The sequence below is a fragment of the Streptomyces sp. NBC_00576 genome, from assembly GCF_036345175.1.
In the GTDB taxonomy this organism is placed as follows: domain Bacteria; phylum Actinomycetota; class Actinomycetes; order Streptomycetales; family Streptomycetaceae; genus Streptomyces.
In genome coordinates, this window is record NZ_CP107780.1 from 8,138,869 (window position 1) to 8,157,639 (window position 18,771).

Annotated in this window: 8 protein-coding genes and 1 pseudogene; 2 read left to right on the forward strand and 7 right to left on the reverse strand. The window is 69.3% G+C overall.

Annotation, left to right across the window (positions count from 1 at the left end; translation table 11 throughout):
* Positions 1-17 precede the first annotated feature (17 nt).
* The 6 genes and pseudogenes from OG734_RS35395 to OG734_RS35420 all read right to left on the reverse strand — a co-directional run.
* Entirely contained in the window at positions 18-5,294 is a 5,277-nt protein-coding gene (locus OG734_RS35395) for a class I SAM-dependent DNA methyltransferase (RefSeq protein ID WP_330291494.1), read from the reverse strand.
* Between the two features lie 60 nt (positions 5,295-5,354).
* Positions 5,355-8,279, reverse strand: coding sequence for a DEAD/DEAH box helicase (locus OG734_RS35400; RefSeq protein ID WP_330291495.1), 2,925 nt, complete (start codon positions 8,277-8,279; stop codon positions 5,355-5,357).
* Positions 8,280-8,494: 215 nt separating this feature from the next.
* Positions 8,495-9,724 (reverse strand): serine/threonine protein kinase, encoded by a 1,230-nt coding sequence (locus OG734_RS35405; RefSeq protein WP_330291496.1) that lies wholly within the window; start codon positions 9,722-9,724, stop codon positions 8,495-8,497.
* A 683-nt stretch (positions 9,725-10,407) separates the two neighbouring features.
* Positions 10,408-10,671: a Txe/YoeB family addiction module toxin gene (locus tag OG734_RS35410; RefSeq protein WP_330291497.1), complete on the reverse strand. Its 264-nt coding sequence runs from the start codon at positions 10,669-10,671 to the stop codon at positions 10,408-10,410.
* Positions 10,668-10,940, reverse strand: a complete 273-nt coding sequence (locus tag OG734_RS35415) for a type II toxin-antitoxin system Phd/YefM family antitoxin (protein ID WP_330291498.1) — start codon at positions 10,938-10,940, stop codon at positions 10,668-10,670. The genes OG734_RS35410 and OG734_RS35415 overlap by 4 nt, the downstream gene beginning before the upstream one ends.
* A gap of 149 nt (positions 10,941-11,089) precedes the next feature.
* Positions 11,090-11,836, reverse strand: a pseudogene (locus tag OG734_RS35420) (putative T7SS-secreted protein); the annotation flags it as partial.
* Positions 11,837-12,055: 219 nt separating this feature from the next.
* Here OG734_RS35420 and OG734_RS35425 point away from each other — a divergent pair.
* Positions 12,056-13,105 carry a DUF6183 family protein gene (locus OG734_RS35425; RefSeq protein WP_330291499.1) on the forward strand — a complete coding sequence of 350 codons (1,050 nt, stop codon included), beginning with the start codon at positions 12,056-12,058 and terminating at the stop codon, positions 13,103-13,105.
* Between the two features lie 222 nt (positions 13,106-13,327).
* Positions 13,328-15,778 (forward strand): right-handed parallel beta-helix repeat-containing protein, encoded by a 2,451-nt coding sequence (locus OG734_RS35430; protein ID WP_330291500.1) that lies wholly within the window; start codon positions 13,328-13,330, stop codon positions 15,776-15,778.
* A 36-nt stretch (positions 15,779-15,814) separates the two neighbouring features.
* Here OG734_RS35430 and OG734_RS35435 read toward each other — a convergent pair whose 3' ends face one another.
* On the reverse strand, positions 15,815-18,754 hold the full coding sequence (locus OG734_RS35435) for a helix-turn-helix transcriptional regulator (RefSeq protein ID WP_330291501.1): 2,940 nt from the start codon (positions 18,752-18,754) through the stop codon (positions 15,815-15,817).
* Positions 18,755-18,771 lie beyond the last annotated feature (17 nt).

Sequence of the window (18,771 nt, forward strand, 5' to 3'; positions counted from 1 at the left end):
GCGCGGGTCGCTGACGGTCAACCATCTGCCCGGACCTTGTGGCGATCGGCGGCCGGTTCGGGTGGGGTCCAACGCCCGGCGGCAATCTCGGCATCCAGTCGGGCTTGGAAGTGCGCGTGCGCGGCTGTCATCTCGAACTCACGGTCCGCCTTGTAGAAGGGGGCCTGATAGCCGACCGGAGGCGGGGTCTGCTCAGGGGCTTCCAGATGCGCGAGGAGATCGAGGTAGTCCTGCTTCGTCTGACCGTGGCCGTAGGTGTTGAAGTCGGCAGCGATCTTGCGGCCGTTGGCGTCGAAGTACGTGGCCGCCTCGTAGTCGTGCAACTGCGGGTATCGCGAATTGAAGATGGCGACGAGTTGGTCTGCGGTGATGCCGAGCCAGACGGAGACTAGGGCGTCGATCTCGACCAGCGCGGCCCGCCTCTCGTGCTCGGTGCGGAGAGGGGTGTTGTACTCCCAGGTTGACGTGAGGCCGGCGGCGAGCAACTTAAGACCTGGCCAGTGAGGGTTGGCCCAATCTTCGTAACCTGCCCAGCGCATGTCGAACAGCTCGGTCCAGAGGGGGGCGTAGTGGGCCGTGAGGGTGTTCAAGCGGAGAGCACGCAGGAGGAGAGCGCTCGCGAGCGGGTGTTTCGCATTGGGAGCGGGCATCTTGCGGGCCTCCGCAACGCGCAGGTCGGAACGGCCGGTGATGCGCAGCAGGTAGTCGAGCGGTAGGGAAGCCCAGAAACCTGCAGCAAGCACGGTCAGGTGGTTGTCTGGCAGGGCCATTGAATGCACCGCGTCGACATGCGCAGGACCGGGCGGGATGAGAGCTGCTTGCAGGCTGCGGCTGGTGTTGAAGGGGATCATCCTCCGCCAGGCCAGCCGGAAGTACGTAGTGAACGGCTTTCCGAGCCAGGTGTCCTGAGCTGATAGGTACATCGTCTCGTCGGTGGCCCTTACATAGTTAGTCACCGGGATGTGGCTTTCGGGAAGCTCCATAAGCGCGAGCGAGTTCCAGTCCCTGTTACTCCGGCAAGGGATTCTCGGCTCCTTCGAGAAGGGAAGCGCCGATGCGAAGTGGGGCCCTTGAAGGATGACATCCATGAGTTTCGGGACGCCTTGGTTGCCCCAGCGGATCAGCCCGTCCTTTTTAGCTCCGGACTCCTCGTATCCCCTTGAGATCATGGGGTGGTAATCAGCCAGGCTACTGGGATAGGCGGCCAGCGCCTCGATCGCTCCCTGCTCGCCGACGAGAAGCGGGTACAGCAGAGGGGTCTGTTCCGCTTTAGCTGTCGAGCCTGTCAGATCCTGCCAACTGGTCAGCAAAGCAGCGTCCACACGTACCACGCGCTCGTGATGTGGTCGGATGTCCCATGAGCCGTTGTACTTGATGCCAGGGGCTACGCCGCGTCCGTCATGGGCCAGCGAAGCAGGCAGGACCTCGGCGTCGCGGAGCTGGCTAACGTGCAAGAAGTCCGGATCTTGTGACGTGCCGTAGATGTGCATCCCAAATTGCTGGGCACGGTCAAGATCTTCGAACGCCCAGTTGGCCGAGTTCACAAAGTGTGCGTGTACTCGTAGATGGCGATACGTGGCGGCCCGGATGATGCCCTCGTGAACCCCACCGAAGTGCGTGTCCGGATGGATCATGCCCGCACTGCCGTGTGGTGCGATGTGCTGCCACACTCGAGTCATGAAGGCCCGGTACAGGTCGCCCTGGGTGCCGACAAGGAGCGGATACGCAGCCGGGCTGCCTAGCGTGGCGACGGCCCCTGCGTGGGTGGCAAGCTCACCGAGGAGAAAAGCCTGGCCGTCCGCGTCTGTGGCCAGCACATCTTCCTTGCGGAGGTGCCATTCCGCCGCGCTCGGCTTGTCCGCCAGGACGAACCATGGCTCCAACTCCGCCAAGATCCCGTCCTCCTGCCACCGAGGCCGAACCCAAGGCGGATTCCCCACCTGCAAGTCATACCCACCCCGCGCAAATACCTGCGCAAAGTCCAGCTCCCAGTGGAAGAACCCCTGCGCCCTCGCCACATCCCCCGCAACCCCCGCCCAAGGGAACCGCAGCTCCAGCTGCTGAAAATGCTCCATGCCCATCAAGTCTGGCAGCGCATCCTCATAAGGCTCAAGCTCCGCCAGCGATCCGAACTCCGCCACCAGCGAGTCCGCCGGCACATCCTCCGTGCCGATGAGCGACTCGGCGAACTCCAGCCAGTCGTCCAGCCCCGCCAGCGGAACCACCGCCCGCTTCCGCACGCCCCCGATGGCCTCCTTGCGGCGCCCCGTCCGGCGGCGCTCCACCGAGGCCGCCGTCAGCTCGCCGGCGCCCGTCACCTCGCCGAACAGGTCGGTCGTCTCCCAGGACATCAGCACGCCGGACTCGTCCGCCGCCCGCAGCCCCTCAGCCACGGCCCCGGACGGGAGTTGGTCCAGCCCCCGCTCGTACACCGCCGCCGTACCGTCCAGCAGTCCGGCCTCCTGCACAGGCCAGAACCACAGCGCGCACCACGCGTCCATCAGCGTCTTCAGGCGCCAGTACGGGGTGTCCGGTGCCGTCAGGTCGGCGACGACCTTCTCCCGCTGTACCGCGACCTCCGGGGACCGCAGCCAACCGTCCTCCGCGCCCCAGACGTCGATCCGCCGCGAGATGTCCCGCTCGGAGATCTCCAGGCGCCGTACGACCAGTTCCCACAGGAACTCGACGCGCCGGGCCAGGGACTGAAGTCGCTCCGCCTGCTTGGCAGTTGGCGTACGCGTGATCATCTTGCGCCAGTTGCCCAGCGTGCGTGCCGTCTCCGGAGCGAGGGCTTTCGCCTCCTTCTCGGCCGCGACAGCGCCCCACTCCTTCGCGGGAAGGAGGAAGTGGTGGACGGCGTTCTCTGTGACCCGCTGCACCGAACCGCTCCGGGTCGTGCGCTCGGTCACCGTCGTCGGGAGGCCGTTCGCCGCCTCCGTCAGGGGGAAGCGTTCCGGGGTCGTACCTAGCCAAGCCGCCTTCTTCAGCTTCTCCGGCGGGTACACCTCGCGCCGGCCGCCGATCAGCGAGTTGCCGCGCCGCAGGTGCAGGCCGAACCACGGGGCCTCCATGCCAGGGTGCATGGTGTTGAGCCACAGGGACACCTCCGCCAGCTCCACGGCCGTCTCGTTGAGGTCGACGCCGTAGGAGTTGTGCAGGGCGACGTACGCCTTGGCCTTCTGGAGCTCGATCGCGTACTTCTCCGTGTCGATCGGCGTGCCCAGCTCCTCCTGGCGGCGCCGCAGGTACTCCGCCGCGACCTGGTTGATGGCCTCGTTGAGGAACGCGCCCGAGCCGAGCGCCGGCTCGCAGATCTTCCAGTCGAGCAGCTCGCGTGCCTCGGTCGTCGTGCCGTCCTGGTCCAGGCGGTGCTGGAGGGCCAGTTGGACCGTGACCTTGGTGAGGGACTCGGGGGTGTAGTACGAGGCGGAGGTCTGGCGGTCGCGGCCGGAGAGGCGGTAGACGAACGAGCCGGGGGTGTAGGTGACGCGGACGTCCTCTCCGGTCTCCTCGTCGCGGCGGTACACGAACACGTCGCGCGTGTAGTCGTCGATCTTCGACTTCGGGATCAGCCAGGAACCGTCCTTCGGATCGCCGCCCTTCGCGACCTCGTACAGATCCTCGTCGTCGGCCGCGATGAACCCGCTGTACGACATCAGACCCTCGTACACGGCCCCGAGCTGGTTGATGCCGAGCTGGGCGTACGAGATGAAGCCGCCGCGTTCGCCCTTCTTGCCGCGCGTGATCATCAGCAGGCGCAGCACCTTGTAGAGGGTGGCGTTGCGCAGCCGGGTGTCCAGGAGGCGGCCTGAGCTTTCAAGGCCGGACTCGGCGTCGTCCTCGTCGGAGTCGTCGTCGTGCGGGTGTGGGATCGCGCCCAGGCCGATCAGCCGGATCGACTCCGCCTCGAACAGCTTGGAGTGCAGCGGCTCGAAACGCAGGCCCACGTCCTCGCTGGCCTTGACGGCGTCCAGCTCGATGCCGTCGTCCGTATCCACGGCCGCGGGGCCATGTGTGCGGCGGGAACGGTAGCCCTCCTGGACCTTGCGGAAGAGCAGGTCCAGGGACTCGTACAGATACGTGCCCTGCCGGGACTTCTCGTCGACGAGGTCGCGTTCGGCGATCAGTTCGCCGAGGCGGCCGAGGCCGTAGCCCTGCTGGTACTCGGGGTAGTCGGCGGGCAGGATGCCCAGCTCGGGGCGGGCCTCCGCGTAGAGCAGGAACAGGACGCGGTAGAGGTAGCGGAGCGACTCGCGGGTCAACTGCTTGCCCAGATCGGGCAGTTCGCCGATGTCCTCGGGGCGTACGCCCTGGTCGCGCAGCCGGGCCAGGACCTCGCTCGCGATCAGCTCGACGCTGAGCCGCAGACCGTCGCGCAGTTCGCTGGAGACCCCCACCGCGTGCTTGGTGGACTTGCCGACGAGTTCCGCGAGGGGGTTCTCGCCGCCCTCCTCCGGTGTGCGCAGCGAGTCCGCGCCGAACAGGGCGGCGATCGTGTCGAGTTCGCCGCCCGCCTTGGTGTCGTTGCGTTGCAGGGCCGCGTCCAGGGAGACCGCGAGGTAGCGGCCCTCGCCCCACACCATCCGGTCCGCGAGGACGACGACCCCGCCGACCAGCAGCAGCACGTAACGCGGCGCGTCCTCGCAGGCGAAGAGGAACGAGGCGAGCTTCGAGCCCGTCGGCACGGTGTTCTGTCCGCTCAGCGGTACCGGTTCCAGGAGGCGGCCGGGGCCCTCCGGGTCGAGGGCGGCGTCCGGTTCGGCGGCCCAGCCGCAGTCGACCGCGACCAGGCCCTTCTCGGCGTGCGCCACCCGTACCTCGTACGGCTGGTCGGCGCGCGTGACCGTCATCGTGCGCGGCTTGGCGTCGTAGCCGAGGGCTCGCAGGACCTCGGCGTTCAGGGCGCGTACGCGCTCGGCCCAGGCGGGGGAGTCGTACGTCGCCGAGTCGTCCTCGGTGTCCTGGGCCGCCGCCGTACCGTCCTCGTCCTCGGGCAGCGCGAAGGAGGAACGGGCCCGGAAGTAGGGGCGGCGCAGTTCGCGCAGGCCCGCACGAGGGGTGACCGGCAGGGCGTCGGCGTCCGGCTCCCCCGAAGCCGTTCCGGATGTTCCAGACGTTCCGTCGGCCGCTGGCGAGTTGGCCGCAGTGGCCGCCCGCTCCGCCTCCGCCCTCGCCTCGTCCTCGCGCTGCTTCCAGGCGGCCAGCAGGCCCGACTTGAGGTCCTTGGGCAGCACTTCGGCGAGGTAGTGCGCCGAGAAGTAGTCTCCTCGGTTGACCAGGGAGTCGTACGTCATGTCCGGTCTCTTCTCAGGGAATCACAGGTCAGGAGGTCGGGCGGTCTGGCGGGCGTCGGCTCAGGCCGTGGACGGCGCCGGAGAGGATGCCTCCGGGTCGGGGACCAGAACGGCGAGGACCCGCAGCAGTGGGCGGCCGGTGGTCAGCAGCGAGTCCGCGAGCGAGGCGAGCGACTTCTTCGTCCGCTCCCCGACGAGGGTGGGCTGCTCCCAGTCGCCCAGACGGGCCTTGTAGTCATCGATGGGCTTGCGCAGCGGCTCGTCCCAGGCGTCGCGGTGCCGGTCGAGGAACTGTTCGGCGGCGGCCAGGGCGTCGGCAATGCCGGCCTCCAGCGCGGTCGTCTGTTCGCTGTGGCGCATGGGGTTCGCCATGGTCGGTCCGACCCCGGAGCGGCGCAGCAGCCCGACCATGTCGTCCTCGACCGTGCCGCCCCGCGTCACGCCCATCCACTTGACGACGGTCGGACGGCCCAACGCGTTGGAGTAGACGCCCTGCACGAGGTACGTGGGCTCGGGCACGTCGGCCGTGATGATCAGGGCCTCCTGGCGGCCTAGGCGGACCAGGACCTTGTCCGTGAGCCACTCCACCACCGGATGCAGATCCGTGAGCAGGGAGATCTCCGGCCAGCTGGACGTGGACGACTCCCGGGCCCGCTTCAGCGAGTGCTCGGCGAGCCGGCGGTTGAAGGTCACCAACAGCCGTTCCCGCAGGCGCTGTTCGCGTACGTAGTCCAGCGGGAGCGCCTTGAGACGGTGCACCAGGTCGGTGGGCGGGCGGAACGAAAGCAGCCCCGACTCAGTATCCCGGTGCAGGTCCAGGCTGGTGGTCGCGTCGGGGAACACCTCGCGCAGTGCCTCGTCGAGGAACTCAGCGGTGGAGGTGAAGAGACGCGGCACCACCGCGTTGCCCGACTCTGTGGAGCCGGAGTCCGCCCCGGCGCCTCCGTGGGCCGCTGCCGCGGCACCGTCCTCGGCCGGCGGTTCCGGATCACCCACCGAACCGAAGAAGTCCGCCAGGAAGTCGTCCATGACCGAGTCCGCCTCCGCCTCCGCCCGGCGCGCGTCCAGCGACTCGTCCACCGTACGGCCGCGCAGCAGATCCTGGATGAGGGACTTCTCCTCGGCCTCCGCCCGGTACAGACCCGTCACCGCTTCTGCCGAGCCCAGCTTGTCGTGCGCCTCCGCCTCGCGGTCCAGCAGCCGCTCCGCGACCACCGTGTCGTCCTTCGCGCCCTCGACCTCGCTGGTGAGGATGAGCGCGCCGAACTGCGGCTCGTGGGCCTGGCCGTAGCGGTCGATACGGCCGTTGCGCTGCTCGATCCTGATCAGCGACCACGGCACGTCGTAGTGGACGAGGTGATGACACTGGCGGTGGAGGTTGACGCCCTCGGACGCCACATCACCTGTCAGCAGGATGCGTACGGGCGCGTCCGCCAGACCGAAGTCCTCCACGCACTGCATCTGCTGCTCGTCCGACAGCCCGCCGTGCATCACCCGCGTCGACTCCTCGGCCGCCCTGCCCCGGAAACCGAGCGCGGCCGGAAGGACCGTACGCAGCCACTCAAGTGTCTGCACCCGCTCGGAGAACACCACGACCCGGGCGTCCGACTTCGGGCCGACCTTGACCGTCTCCCGCAGGTGCTCGACCAGCTTCGCGAACTTCGCGGAGTCCGCCTCGGTCATCCGCGCGGCCAGCTCCTGGAGCGTGCGCAGCGCGGCGAGTTCGGCCCGGGTCGCCGTCGGGTCGTCCTTCTTCTCCAGCGTCTTGACGCGCGCGGCCACCGTCGACTTCAGAGCGGCGTGCGAGGACAGGAACGACTTCAGCAGTGTGTACGGGAAAAGCGGCACGCCACTCACCGAGGTGCCGTTCTCGCCGGGCAGCCAGACCTCCGCCAGCTCCTCGAAGATCCTCTCCTCGGCGTGCCTGGCCGGGCAACGCAGCGATTCGGAGGGGCCACGATCCGCCCACTGGCCCTTCATCTGCTCGCGGACCTCGGGGCTGACCTTCGTACGGCGGATGAAGAGGTGCTCGATGTCCTGCGCGCGGTAGTGCTCCGGATCGCGGATCGCCGCCGGGTCGAGGAGGCTGATCAGCTCCGCGAACGACTTCGCGTCGCCGTTGTGCGGGGTCGCCGAGGCCAGGATCAGGGCGTCCGTGCGCGGAGCGAGGATCTGCGCGAGCTGGTTGCGCAGGGAGCCGCGGTTGATCAGGTTGTGCGACTCGTCGATGACGACCGCGTCCCAGTTGATGCGCTCCAGGTGATGCTTGTACTGGTCGGTGTTCTTCAGGGTGTCGATCGAGACGATGACCCGCTTGAAGTACGTGAAGGGGTTGCGGCCCGCCGGGATCTCGCGCTGGATCCGCTCGATACCGACCGAGTCCAGCCGTACGAGAGGGATCGCGAACCGGGTCCACAGCTCGTGCTGGAACTGCTCCAGGACGTGCTGCGGCGTGACCACCAGGATCCGCTCACCACGCCCCCGCCGGATGAGCTCGGCCAGCGTCAGCCCGATCTCCAGGGTCTTGCCCAGACCGACCACGTCCGCGATCAGCAGCCGCGGACGCAGATTGCGGCCCGACAGGGCCAACTCGGCCGGGCGGCGCTGGTAGGGGAGGGAGTCGAGGAGGAACGAGTCGGCGAGGGCCAGGCGGCGCTCGGACTGGGGCAGCGCGGTCTTCCGCAGGACCGCCTCCAGGAAGAGACGGGAGCGGCGGAAGTTCGACGACTCGTCCCGGACCAGCTTCGTACGGCGGGGGTCGATCAGCTCGATCGTGTCCAGGCCCGTGAAGAACACGGCCTCCTGGTCCCGTACGAAGTCGGACACGCCGACGACGTCGACCTTCGCGCCGTCGTGCTCGGTGCGCGCGGAGTTCCGCACGAGCCACACCTCGTCGCGCACAAAGACCTGAGCGCCCGCCGGAAACTGGTCCTCCCCGTCGGGGCGAGGGTCCACCGGTGCGGTGCTGCTCTGCTGGGCGGTCACCCGCTGCCTCCCGTGTCCGTCGTCCTGTGCTGTTGTCGCGGTCGCTGCCCAGCTCGGGCCGACGTACCGCTCACGCTGTTGTACCGCTCCACTTTGCCGTACGTACGGCAAAGTGCGTGAACCACCCTCACTGGGACAGACCCGCAGGTCAATGAATGAGGGCGCGACCAAGCCCGTGGAGGTTCCCGGCCTGGCGTCGGCGGGGCGTGCAGGGGTCAGAACGCGGCCCGCGCCGAGTAGGCCTCGCGCAACTGCTGGGCGGTGCGCCGGGCCTGGGCGGAGTGGCGCAGCGAACGGGCCCGGGGCTTGCCGTCGGGACGAGCCCGTCGGGGTGTGTCCTCCTGCGCCGGGGGCGTCGGTTCCTGCTGTGCGGGCTCGTCCGCCGCCTGGGACGGCGGGGTGAGGAGCACGGTGGGGTGGGCATCCGGGACAGACACATCCGGGATCGTCGTAGCGGCCGGGGTCTCGTCGTGGGACGGCGCGACTGTCGGATCGAGCGCCGTGGGGGTGGAGGTCCCCGTGCTGTCGGCCGGCGGTGCCGGCAGCAGGGTGGGGAAGTCCTGGGGTGGTGCGGCGGTGTAGGTGGTGAGACGGCGGCGCGCCTGGGCGAGCTTCAGCCCCTGCGCCTCGACGAGGGCACGGCACTGCTGGACGACCTCAGTGAGGGCCGGGCGGTCCTGTGCGTCGTGGGACAACATGGCCGTCAGCAGGGGGACGAGCTCGGGCGGGGCGCCCGTCAGATCGGGGTTGGTCGCCGGGTCGGTCACCATGTGGAACAGCACGTGGATGTTGTTCGCGTGATACGGCAGATGGCCCGTGGCCGCGAACAGCAGCAGCGCGCCGAGCGCGTACACGTCGACGGCGCTCGTCAGCGGCTTCACACCGTTTGCCTGCTCCGGCGGCATGCAGGAAGGCGTACCGACGACCGTGTTGGCGGCGGTGAGGGAAACGCCCGACTCGGCGAAGACGGCGAGGCCGAAATCGATGATCTTGGGGCCGTTCGGGCCGAGCAGGATGTTCGCGGGCTTCAGATCCCGGTGCAGCAGCCCCTGCTTGTGCACATAGCCCAGACCCTCGGCGAGCGTCGCCCCGAGTGACAGGACGAGGAGAGCGGGCAGCGGGCCGTGCGTCGACACATGCTTGCCGAGGTCCGGCCCGTCCACGTACTCGGTGGCCAGCCAGGGCTGCTCCGCCTCCGCGTCCGCGTCGAGGAGCTGCGCGATCCGCGCACCCCAGACCGTCTTGAGGATCTCGATCTCCTGCGCGAAACGCAGCCGAGCCGTCGAATCGACCACGGACGGCTTGATGACCTTGACCGCTGCGGGTTCGCCGCCCGGCGATTCACCGAGATACACCTGACCCATACCGCCCTGGCCGACCCGGCCGAGCAGCTCAAAGCCGCCGATGTGGGCGGGATCCTCGGGGCTGAGCGGCGTCGTCTGCACTTTTGTCCTTCGGTCGGGTCCCTCATGGGGGAACTGTCGAAGAGGGTGGGGAACAAGCTAGTCGATACGTCCGACAGCCCGCCGCGTCTGGCGGCCACATCCCCCGGCGGAGGCCTGCACTCGCTACCGGCTTGGAACAGGTTGCGCACAGCGGTAGCCAGAGGGTCCAGATCGTGGCTGCAACGCACTGGTGATCCGTCGACAGGTGCGCACCGGATAGGTTCCGCTTCAGACCGTCTTAGCAGTCGGCACTTTTCCGGCGTACGGCGCCCAGGTGTTCGGCGCGTTCCGCCGCGTCGCGGAGCGGCTTGCGGGCGCGGGCGGCGATGAGGTGGGGGGTTGCTGCGGCTGGAGTTCAGTGATGCGGGCTCGGGTCGGCCCGAAGTGCGGGCGCCCGGTGATAAGGGAGACCTGCGGGCGGGGATTGTTGCTCGTCGAGGCGTTGGCTCATCGGTGGGGAGTTGAGGAACGCGTGGGTGGGATCGGGAAGACGGTGTGGGCCGAGCTGAAGGCGCCGGACCTCGTGGCCGAGCCCGTGGGGAAGGAGGTCGCGGCGGTTCTGGTGCGGCCTGGGCGGCGGGTGACGGTGTGGGGTGAGTGGCGCGCCTGCCATCCGCTACGAGGCGACCGTGCTGGTCGCAGTTCTCGGTGAGAGGTTGTGACCAGCATTTTCGCGGCCGACGTCAGTCCGTGTAGTGGTATCGAGCCTTGAGGATCTTGACCTGTTTGTCGTCGGCTCGGTAGACGAGGCGGTGTTCGTCGTCGATGCGTCGCGACCAGTAGCCGGACAGGTCCCCCTTGAGCGGTTCGGGCTTGCCGATGCCGTTGAACGGGTCGCGCTGGATTTCGGCGATGAGGCGGACGACACGGCGCGTCATCTTGCGGTCGGTCTCCAGCCAGTGCTGGAAGTCGTCCCAGGCGGCCGGGTCGAAGTTGACGTCCCTCACTCCTCACCGGCCAGTTCCTGGAGTTCCTCCAGGGTCTTCGTGACCCCTGTCTGGCCCGCCCGGTCGCGGGCGACGGCTTCCATGAGACGGCGGGCGTTGGCCGGGGAACGTAGGAGGTAGATGGTCTCCTGCCAGGCGTCGTAGTCCTCTGCGGACATGAGTATGGCGTCGCCGTTCTTGGAATGGATGCGTACGGGCGCGTGGTCGTCGTTGACCTTCTTGATCAGGGGGAAAAGGTCCCTGCGTGCCTCGCTTGCGGTGAGGGCCATGACGCACATCCTCTCTCAGACTGGTACTTAATACCGTACCGGACTGGTACGGAAATCCGTACGGGAAGCATGGCGAGATACGCCCGGGATATCCCGGCAAGCCGTGAGGTGGCGGCGACCCAGCCCCCTCACACCGGATAAGCCGTATGAACGATCTTGCACACCGCGACGATGGTGTCCCAGTTGTCGGAGACCCAGTCGCCGATCTCCTCGTACCAGCTGCGGTTCTGGATTCCGGCGTCGGAGGCCTCGTCGAGTTGCCGCTTGGCTTCGCCGGCCGCCTCCTCGCGCATCTTCCGCGCGTCCTCGGCCATCTTCTTCGCCGCATCCAGCGCGCTGGAGGCCGAGGTGACGTCCGATTGAGCCGAGCTCTGCGCGGACTTGGCGTTCTGCGCGTCCCGGGTGGCCGCCCGCACCTTCGCCTCGTCGGGTTTGTCGACGTCCTTCGAGCCGGTCGGGTCGTCCTTGTACTTGTCGGCCTCCTTGGTCGCCCGGCCCATCCACGAGTCGGCGGACGACAGACGGGACTTGGCGGACGAGAGGTCGGACTGCGCCTCCCGCCCCTTGGCGAGTGCCCTGTCCGCGAGCGCCTGGGCGCGCTCGAGCTGCGGCCAGTACCCCGCGAGCGCGTCCCCGGCCAGGTCGTAGGACTTCTTGAGCTTCTGCAGGTTCTTCGGAACGCTGGAGAACTCGTCACGGAAGACATCGGCGGTCTTCCCGACCGACGTCAGAATGGCGTCTTCCCCCGCCATCCCCTTCACCAGCCGGAGTGCTTCCGAGACGTCGTCGGCGAAGTCGTGCAGGATCCTCGCCAGGGACCGTACCCGGGTCGGGTCGCCCGGCGTCGGGTCCTTGTCCAGATCAAGAACGTGCCAGTCCGTCGGCCGATATCCCACGTTCGTCCCCCGTCGCACTGCTTCACTCAAGGTCACTCAAGGCGCGTATGCCTCAGCAAAGTTACTCGATCCCTGCTCGTAGACTTCGGGCGTGAACGACAACGATGTGACGCCCGGCGATGCCGCTTCCCATCGGCCCCACTGGGATCGGTCGAGCCCGGCGGAGCTGAAGCAGCTGGCCGAGTCACCCCGGCGGAACTGTACGAAGCGGCACCGCAGTTGAGCCTCACGGCGTTCGGCGAAGGGCCCGCGGGGCTCTCCGCGGCGCAGGCCGTCGGACGGATCGCCGATGCTCTCGCCGACACGCGCTCCAGGGACTGCGCGAGGTTTGCCGTGGACGTTGCGGGGCTGCTGCCGGGCGGGCCCGAGGGCCGGGAGGAAGGCGACCGGGTGCGGCGCTCGGTGGCCGAGAAGCTGGTCAAGGCCCAGCAACTGCGGGATCTGGAAGCTCTGTTCGGGGAGCTGCCGGAGCGGCTCGATGACCCTGCGGTGGAGGTACGGGCCTGCATCCTCGGCGAGCTCGCCATGATCGGCGCCGGGCGAGGTCGGCCCGTCCTGGATGCCTACGCGGAGAGGCTGCGCGAGCTGGGGCACCCGCTGGCCCGGTTGCCGAGGACTCGCCTGGACGTCGAGCACCGGTTCGGGGTCCGCGTACGGGGCCTCGGGGCCGTGAAGACCCCCGACCAGCTGCGGTCCCGCTTCCCGGAGATTCCCCCCACCGACAGGGCCGCCGTGGTCGGACGTACGGCCGTTGAGAGCCCCGACGCCGGGCGCGCGGGGGTGGCTGCCGAGCCCTTCACCGTCAGTGGCTGGTCCCGGGAGCCCGAGGTGCGTTTCTTCACGTTGGCGGGCCCGCTCGATCCTCGCGACTTCAACATCGCGTTCATCAAGGAACTGCCCCTGGAGTGCCTGGAGGGTGAGGGCACGCGCCGGGGCGGTGCCCTCACCTGTCACACCACAGTCGACGATGTGATCAATGAACTGTTCGCGGCAGCGCACAACGGCGGGGTGAACGGCCAGGGGCAGGGTGCCGCGTACGCCCGACTGCACGCCTGGAACAGTCTGTACGCGTTGATGGGGTTGCCCGACGACCTTCCGTTCCCGGAGGCGGTGCGGCACGCCGCCGACTGTCGGTGGCTGCGTTTCATGGCGTTCACAGACTGGTTCCACCACGACACGGCGGACGTGGCCTTCGCCGTACTCGATCCTCGTCGTACCCGGGTCGCGGTGCTGGCGGCGACGGACACCGACGCCGACGCCCACTTCTAGTTCCGTCACTTCCGTGACAGGGCGACGCGTTCCTGCCAACTCGGCGCCCCCAGAGGGATCTTGGGCTCGTCAACTGTTGACCCAGCCACCCCACCTAGCAAGACTGATCATGACGTCGGCGGTGAGGCGAGGCACCCCCGGCTCAAGCGATGAACCGGGGACGCAGGGGATGCAGGGGGGGCGACCAGGGCCGAACAGGCGGCCCTCTAAGGAAAGTTGACGATGAGACCCATAGCGATGCCCTCGATGCCCTCGATGCCCGCGCTCCCCCCGATGCCATCAGCCACCAGACTGGTCGCCTCGGCAGCCACCGCGCTGCTCCTGATGGCCGCCCCACTCACCGCCCCCTCAGCCCTTGCCGCCGCCGCCGACACCCCCACCCCCGGAGCGGCAAGCACCGCGGCCGCCGACCTCACCTGGTCCCCCATCACCTTCGGTCAGTCCACCGACCTCAACTTCGCCTCCAACGTGCTCCCCGAGAAGGTCGGCACCAACTACGCCAAGCCCGAGCACCCCGGCACCCTCGACGGCCGGATCGAGTTGGAGAGCCGGGGTGGCAAGCTCGCGCCTGGGCACGACGGCCTCACCTTCTACCAGACCGCCCTGAATCCGAAGACCGACAACTTCGTCCTCACCGCCGACATGACCGTCGAGCAGTTCGGGCCGGAGACCGGGGCAGCCGTCAACTCGGCCGACAGCGCCGGGATCATGGTGCGTGACGTGAACGGGGCGCCCCGTCAGGAGCCGATGGTTCTGGGGTTCGAAGAGGTGCCCGCCGCCTCCAACATCTTCGGCGCCGGCATGATGAAGACCGGGCTCAGTGGCTTCAGCCGCACCGGTGTCGTCAAGCCCTACGGCAACCCCGGCGGCGCCCTCAAAGCCACCACCTTCACCAAGGACGCCAAGTACGCGCTGCCCACCGGCACGCCCGTCACCCTCCGACTGGAGCGCACCGACACCGAGTTCGTGATGTCGGCGACCTTCACACACGCCGGCGAGCCCGCCACCTTCGTGCAGCGGGTGGCCGGCGCCGACTGGGTTCAGGACATCGATCCCGACCACATGTACGTCGGGTTCTACGCCGCCCGTAACGCCAAGGTCAGCTTCGCCAACGCCCGCCTTGAGCTGAGCGAGGCGCACACCCAGCCCCGTACGCCGGTTCAGACGACCCCCGTGGCGCCCGCCCTGACGCTGTTCTCGGCGCCCGAGACCAGCACCCGTGACTACACGATCCGGGCACGCCCCAACTACGACGGCACCCTCGTCGTCACCGACACCAGCAGTGGTGAGCGGATCGCCGAGGCGCGGGTAGCCGCGAACGAGATCTTCGGGCAGCAGGTCCAACTTGCCGCCGATCAGACCGACTTCGTTTTCGATCTGACCTTCACGCCGGACGCGGCCTCGTCTCCCGGTACCCCGGTCAGCAAGTCGCTCAAGGTTGTCAGGAAGGCGTACGGCGAGAAGGGCGACGGGCGGGTCATCCACGCCTCCCCGGGCGGTACGGGCGCGGGCGCCGGTACCGTCTCCGATCCCGTCGATCTCGCCACCGCCCTCAAGTACGTCGCGCCGGGCGGTGAGGTGCTCCTGCACGGCGGGACCTATCAGCCGGCCGGCACGCTCAACCTCGATGCCTCGTACAGCGGGCTCGACGGGAAGCCCAAGACGCTCAAGCCGTACCGGAACGAGTCGGTCGTCATCGACGGGCGCGACGCCCTCGACGTCGTGCTGCGGCTCGATGCCGACCACTGGAACGTGCGCGGCTTCCACATCACCCACGCGCAGGCCAACGCCATGCGCGTCAGCGGTAGTTACAACCTCGTCGAGCGGATGCTGTTCGACTACAACGGCAACACCGGCTTCCAGATCACCGGCAGCGGCAGCGACCCGGCTCTGTGGCCGTCGTACAACCTCGTCCAGGGCAACGAGTCGCACGACAACCGGGACGTCGACGACGAGAACGCCGACGGGTTCGCCGCCAAGCTCGGGGTCGGCGCCGGCAACGTCTTCCGGGGGAACATCGCCCACCACAACATCGACGACGGCTGGGACCTCTACAACCGTACGAACGAAGGCGCCAACCTGCCGATCACCCTGGTGGACAACGTCGCCTACGCCAACGGCCGCCTGAGCAACGGGTACGACGAGGACAGCAACCGGGGGAGCGGATTCAAGCTGGGCGGGGAAGGGCTGCCCGTCGACCACGTCGTACGGGGCAACATCGCCTACGACAACAACCTCGACGGCTTCACCGACAACTTCAACCCGGGCCGGATGACGCTGACCGGCAACACGTCCTTCGACAACAAGCGGTTCAACTACATCGCCCGCTTCAATCCGTACTTCACGGCGGACGAGCAGGGCGTCTACCGCGACAATCTCTCCTTCCGCACGGCGGGCGGGCCTGGCGGTGCCGAACCCGTTCGGGACTTCCTCTCGGGAGACGTCGACCGTACGAACGTCCTCTTCGACGGGGAACAGGCCGTGAACTCCGACGGTACGACGTTCGCGACGGCCGCCGACTTCTGCTCGCTCACCCCGCCCGCCACGTACGAACGGAACCGGGACGGCACTCCGCGCCACGGCGCCTTCCTCCGTCCGACCCGCCACAGCCCGTTGAACACGGCGGGCACGGACGGTTCCGTTGTGGGGGCGCTGGCCGCCGGGCGGCGCTGACCGCCAGGCTGTAGTTGTCCTCGCGCGGCTCCGCTTCTACGGAACTCTGACCAGCGCCGCCGTCAGTTCGCCCCTGCGGCGGATGCCCAACTTGCGGTAGGCGCTGGTCAGATGGGTTTCCACCGTGCGTCGGGCCAGGTGCAGCGACTCCGCGATCTCCGTGTTCGTACGGCCCTCCGCCGCGAGTTGCGCTATCCGGCGTTCGCTCGCCGTCAGCGTTGTCGCCGTGCTGCGGGCGCCGCTCTCGCGGAGGGACTCGTCGGCGGCGGAGCGCAGGCTTACGGCGCCCAGGCGTTCGGCCCGTTCGGCTGCCTCGCGCAGCGACTTGCGGGCGCGGGTGCGTTCGCCGGTGGCGATGAGCTGGCGGCCCCGGGCGATCAGGGCCGGGATCAGTTCCGTTTCGACGGAGGCCTCGCGCAGGACTCGTACCGCCTCGTCGGTCAGGTCGAGGCCATGGCGGCCGCCCGTCGCCGTGCCGAGTACCCGCAGCGAACGGCCCACCAGGCGCGGGGTGTTCCACAGCCGGGCCAGCCTGAGCTCCTCCTCGGCCAGTGCGAGCGCCTCCCGCGGGTGACCGAGGGCCAGTTGGCACTGTGCGGCGGCGGCCCGCCAGGGGGTGACCACCGGGCTCAGTACGTCGCGGGCGGACTGGCGGCGTCCGCATTCCAGGAAGTCACCGAGGGCGCCGGCCGCATCGCCGGAGGCGCCACGCACCACGCCCCGCGCGTACAGGAAACGGTTCAACTCCCAGGAGTCGTGCGCCTCCCGCAGGTCGAAGGCGGCGGCGAGTTGCCTGGCCTCGTCGAGGCGGCCGGTCTCGACGAGTGCGAGCAGTACGTGCGCCTCCATGTTCGTCGGTCCGGTGCCGGAGCCCGTGCCGGTGCCGGTGTTGGTCCCGATCCCGATCCCGATCCCGCTTCCGGATCCGGTGCCGGGCTCAGTCGCAGCCTTGGCTTCACCGGGCCCGGTCGCCCACCCCAACCCGAACCTGAACCCCGGTCCGGACCCGGCAGCGGCACCGGCCCCCGTCCCGGCACCTTCCCGCCGCTCCCTCCGCCACGACTCCGGATCGCTCAGCAGCTGCCCGTAGTCACCGCGGGCGGCGGCTATGTCGGCGCGTACGTTCAGCAAGGCCTCGTGCATGGGGTGGAGCAGCGTCGGGCGTTGGCCGGTCAGGCCTCGGTCCGTCAGGCGTTCGGCCTCGTCCAGTTCGTCGGCCCACTGGGCCACCGCCGCCGCCGTGCCGAGCAGGAAGGGTTCCGCCAGTGGGCCGGCCGGCTCCGCGAGCAGGGCGCGTACCTGCTTCATGGCGGCGTCCGCCGAGGTCAGGCCAGCTGTCGCCTCGTACCGTACGAGGAGGGCGCGGCCGGCGGGGCCGAGTGACTGCGGGGAGTGTTCGGCGGTGTCGCGCAGCCAGCGGTAGATCTCCTCACGGATCGTCTGGTCGTGGTCGGAGAGGAGCGCCGAGGTCGTCTGGACCGTGCGGAGGAGATCCGGGTGGTCCGTCAACTGGCCGTCCAGGTTACGGAGAAGGGTCACCGCAGCGCGTGCCTCGCCACGTCTGGCCAGTGCCGTGCCCAGTGCCACCGCCGCCTGTACGCGGTACTGCGGCAGGCCGGGCAGGCGCATCGCCTCCGTCAGGCGGGGGATGCCCGCCGAGGAACGTACGGCGGCGAACTCCAGCGAGCCCAGCTCGGTCAGCACCTCGGCCCGGCGCCCCGCCGACATCGGCTCGGTCAGCGCTCGGCGCAGCAGGACAACCGCGTCGTCGGTACGGTCGTCGCGGACCGCGCCGGTGGCCGCGTCGAGCAGGGCGTCCGTCGCCCACACCTCGTCCACCGGGCCCGACCGCAGGAGCTGCCCGGCGACCGTCTCGGTCGGGTCGCCGCGTCGCAGCATCGCCTCGGCCGCCGCCCGGTGTGCCGCGTGCCGGTCGGCGGCCGGCCAGCCGGTGAGGACCGCGTCCCGCAGCAGGGGGTGGGCGTAGCGGGGGCGCCCGTCGGCGTCGTGGCGCAGCAGGCCGAGCCGCGTCATGGCGGTCAGCCAGCCCCGTACCCGCGCCGGATCGGCCCCGACGGCCCCGGCGGTCTCGGTGAACAGCTCGACGTCGGCGCCCTCCGGCAGCTCGTCCAGCGCGGCGAACACGCGCGCCGCGTCGGCGGTCGCGGCCCCGGCGCAGTCCAGCCACCAGGACACCGCCGCCGGGTACGCCCCCGGATACAGCGCCGCGCACGTCTCCGGGAGCGCCGCCGGTGCGCCGGTGGTGGCGTTCAGGTCCTCCAGGAGGGCGCGCAGCAGCAGCGGGTTGCCCGCGCCCGCCCGTACGTAGTCCGCCACCCACTCCTCCGGCGCGTCGCCGACGGCCGAACGCACCAGGTCCGACGCCGCGTCGCCGCTCAACGGGGCGAGCGTGTGGGTGCGTACGAGGGCGGGGGAGAGGGTGTGGACCAGGCCGGCGGTCGGCGGGTCCACGTCGTACTGGCTGCGTTCCGTCACCAGCAGCAGTACTGGTAATCGGTCGACCCTGCGCGCCGCCTCGGTCAGCCAGCAGCGCGAGTTCTCGTCCGCGAGGTGTACGTCGTCCACGGCGACCAACACCGGGCCCCCGGCCGCGTACTCGCGCAGCAGCCGCCAGAGCCGGGCGGCGGCCGGTAGCGACTCGTCCGGAGCGCCGGTGGTCAACTCTTCTGCGGGCAACTCCTCTATGGGGGACAGGAGTTGCTCTACGACGGGGAGGTGGTCGCCGGTCGCGACGCTGCCCCGGGGAGAACAGCGGACGCGCAGAACGCGCATGCCGTGCGCCTCTGCATGGGCGGTGGCGGCCTCCAGGAGTGCGGTGCGGCCGGTGCCGGTGGCGCCGCGCAACAGGACCAGGCGGCCCGTTCCCTCGCGGGCGCGGGCTGCCTCGTCGGCGATCAGCGCCAGGGCCTCCCGGCGTTCATACAGCGCTGAGGGCGCGGATGACGATGACTGCATGCCTGCCTCCTGTCTTG

Bases quoted from the DNA above. Each gene is read 5' to 3' on its own strand.
- OG734_RS35395 (WP_330291494.1), bottom strand. From the start codon at position 5,294: ATGACGTACGACTCCCTGGTCAACCGAGGAGACTACTTCTCGGCGCAC.
- OG734_RS35415 (WP_330291498.1), bottom strand. From the start codon at position 10,940: ATGGCCCTCACCGCAAGCGAGGCACGCAGGGACCTTTTCCCCCTGATC.
- OG734_RS35430 (WP_330291500.1), top strand. From the start codon at position 13,328: ATGAGACCCATAGCGATGCCCTCGATGCCCTCGATGCCCGCGCTCCCC.
- OG734_RS35435 (WP_330291501.1), bottom strand. From the start codon at position 18,754: ATGCAGTCATCGTCATCCGCGCCCTCAGCGCTGTATGAACGCCGGGAG.